The sequence below is a fragment of the Marinococcus luteus genome, from assembly GCF_900106595.1.
Lineage (GTDB): Bacteria > Bacillota > Bacilli > Bacillales > Marinococcaceae > Marinococcus > Marinococcus luteus.
Window position 1 is genome coordinate 2068 of the sequence record NZ_FNNC01000012.1, and the last position, 3164, is coordinate 5231.

General features: G+C 58.5%; 2 rRNA genes. Both read left to right on the forward strand.

Annotated features, from left to right (window positions below):
* Positions 1-40: 40 nt before the first annotated feature.
* A 23S ribosomal RNA gene (locus BLV22_RS14725) occupies positions 41-2974 on the forward strand.
* Positions 2975-3047: 73 nt separating this feature from the next.
* A 5S ribosomal RNA gene (rrf, locus tag BLV22_RS14730) occupies positions 3048-3164 on the forward strand.

A 3164-nucleotide genomic window follows, 5' to 3' on the forward strand; every position in this document is an offset into this window, starting at 1 on the left:
AGGCCGGCTGCCGCGTCGAAGAATCAACCGCGTATCGAGTGGTTAAGAAGAAAAGGGCGCACGGTGGATGCCTTGGCACTAGGAGCCGAAGAAGGACGCGACGAACGGCGAAACGCTCCGGGGAGCTGTACGTAAGCTACGATCCGGAGATGTCCGAATGGGGGAACCCGCCTTCCGTCATGGGAAGGCGTCCGGCCGCTGAACACATAGGCGCCGGACGGTAGACCCGGAGAACTGAAACATCTTAGTATCCGGAGGAAGAGAAAGCAAACGCGATTTCCCGAGTAGCGGCGAGCGAAACGGAATCAGCCCAAACCGGGATGCTTGCATCCCGGGGTTGTAGGACCCCCGCACGGCAGGCGGGGAGGATAGGCGAAGCGGCCTGGAAAGGCCCGCCAGAGACGGTAACAGCCCGGTAGCCGACATCCTCCCCCCGCCGGGGGTATCCTGAGTACGACGGGACACGAGAAATCCCGTCGGAAGCTGGGAGGACCATCTCCCAAGGCTAAATACTCCCTAGTGACCGATAGTGAACCAGTACCGTGAGGGAAAGGTGAAAAGCACCCCGGAAGGGGAGTGAAACAGATCCTGAAACCGTGTGCCTACAAGAAGTCGGAGCCCGTTAAGGGGTGACGGCGTGCCTTTTGTAGAATGAACCGGCGAGTTACGCTCGTCTGCAAGGTTAAGCCGCAAAGGCGGAGCCGCAGCGAAAGCGAGTCTGAAGAGGGCGATGCAGTAGGCGGGCGTAGACCCGAAACCAGGTGATCTACCCATGACCAGGGTGAAGGCCAGGTAACACTGGCTGGAGGCCCGAACCCACGCAAGTTGAAAATTGCGGGGATGAGTCGTGGGTAGCGGTGAAATGCCAATCGAACCTGGAGATAGCTGGTTCTCCCCGAAATAGCTTTAGGGCTAGCCTCGGGTACGAGAGTCCTGGAGGTAGAGCACTGATTGGACGAGGGGTCCTTCCCGGATTACCGAATTCAGTCAAACTCCGAATGCCAGCGACTTGCTGCCCGGGAGTCAGACGGCGAGTGCTAAGATCCGTCGTCGAGAGGGAAACAGCCCAGACCACCGGCTAAGGTCCCTAAGTCTGCGTTAAGTGGAAAAGGATGTGGAGTTGCTTAGACAACTAGGATGTTGGCTTAGAAGCAGCCATCATTGAAAGAGTGCGTAATAGCTCACTAGTCGAGTGACTCTGCGCCGACAATGTACCGGGGCTAAACGCAGCACCGAAGCCGTGGACTCTCCCGCATGGGAGAGATGGTAGGGGAGCGTTCCAGGGGCCCAGAAGCCGGACCGTGAGGACCGGTGGAGCGCCTGGAAGTGAGAATGCCGGTATGAGTAGCGAAAAGAAGGGTGAGAATCCCTTCCGTCGAAAACCCAAGGTTTCCTGAGGAAGGCTCGTCCGCTCAGGGTTAGTCGGGTCCTAAGCCGAGGCCGAAAGGCGTAGGCGATGGAAAACAGGTTGATATTCCTGTACCACCTCCGTTCCATTTGAGTGATGGGGGGACGCAGGCAGGCACGGCCGCGCGCTGTTGGACATGCGCGTTGAAGCTGGCAAGGCCGGGGGAGCGGCAAATCCCTCCCCCAGACGGCCAAGCGGTGACCAGGAGGGCCCTACGGGGCCCGAAGGGCCGGCACCTACCCTGCCAAGAAAAGCCTCTAGCGAGGAACGTGGTGCCCGTACCGTAAACCGACACAGGTAGGTGGGATGAGTATTCTAAGACGCGCGGGAAAACTCTCGTTAAGGAACTCGGCAAAAGGACCCCGTAACTTCGGGAGAAGGGGTGCTCCCCGGGGTGAATAGCCCCAGGGAGCCGCAGTGAAAGGGCCCAAGCGACTGTTTATCAAAAACACAGGTCTCTGCGAAGCCGTAAGGCGAAGTATAGGGGCTGACACCTGCCCGGTGCTGGAAGGTTAAGAGGAGGCGTTATCCCCCTTCGGGGGGAGAAGCGCCGAATTGAAGCCCCAGTAAACGGCGGCCGTAACTATAACGGTCCTAAGGTAGCGAAATTCCTTGTCGGGTAAGTTCCGACCCGCACGAAAGGTGCAACGACTTGGGCACTGTCTCAACGAGAGACCCGGTGAAATTATAATACCTGTGAAGATGCAGGTTCCCCGCGACAGGACGGAAAGACCCCATGGAGCTTTACTGTAGCTTGACATTGGATGTGGGTACCACTTGTACAGGATAGGTAGGAGCCATCGAATCCGGACCGCCAGGTTCGGAGGAGGCGCTGGTGGGATACTACCCTGGTGGTATCGACATTCTAACCGCAGGCCGTGATCCGGCCTCGGGACCGTGTCAGGTGGGCAGTTTGACTGGGGCGGTCGCCTCCCAAACAGTAACGGAGGCGCCCAATGGTTCCCTCAGAATGGTCGGACATCATTCGCAGAGTGCAAAGGCACAAGGGAGCTTGACTGCGAGACTTACAAGTCGAGCAGGGACGAAAGTCGGGCTTAGTGATCCGGCGGCACCGCATGGAAGGGCCGTCGCTCAACGGATAAAAGCTACCCTGGGGATAACAGGCTAATCTCTCCCAAGAGTTCACATCGACGGGGAGGTTTGGCACCTCGATGTCGGCTCATCGCATCCTGGGGCTGAAGTAGGTCCCAAGGGTTGGGCTGTTCGCCCATTAAAGCGGTACGCGAGCTGGGTTCAGAACGTCGTGAGACAGTTCGGTCCCTATCCGTCGCGGGCGTAGGAAAGGTGAAAGGAGCTGTCCTTAGTACGAGAGGACCGGGATGGACACACCGCTGGTGTACCAGTTGTTCCGCCAGGAGCACCGCTGGGTAGCTACGTGTGGACGGGATAAGTGCTGAAAGCATCTAAGCATGAAGCCCCCCTTAAGATGACCTTTCCCCTCTACGGAGATAAGACCCCTTGGAGATGACGAGGTAGATAGGTCCGGCGTGGACGCATGGCGACATGTGCAGCGGACGGATACTAATCGGTCGAAGTCTTATCCACACACGCAACACAACAGCGATACGCGGCGGTGGCTGCGGTCTCGGTATTCGGTTGTCAGGGCCCGACGGGCCGGTCCGGTGGCAACAGCGAAGAGGATCCACCCGTTCCCATGCCGAACACGGAAGTTAAGCTCTTCAGCGTTGATGATAGCCGGGGGTTCTCCCCCCGTGAAAGTAGATCGCCGCCGGGC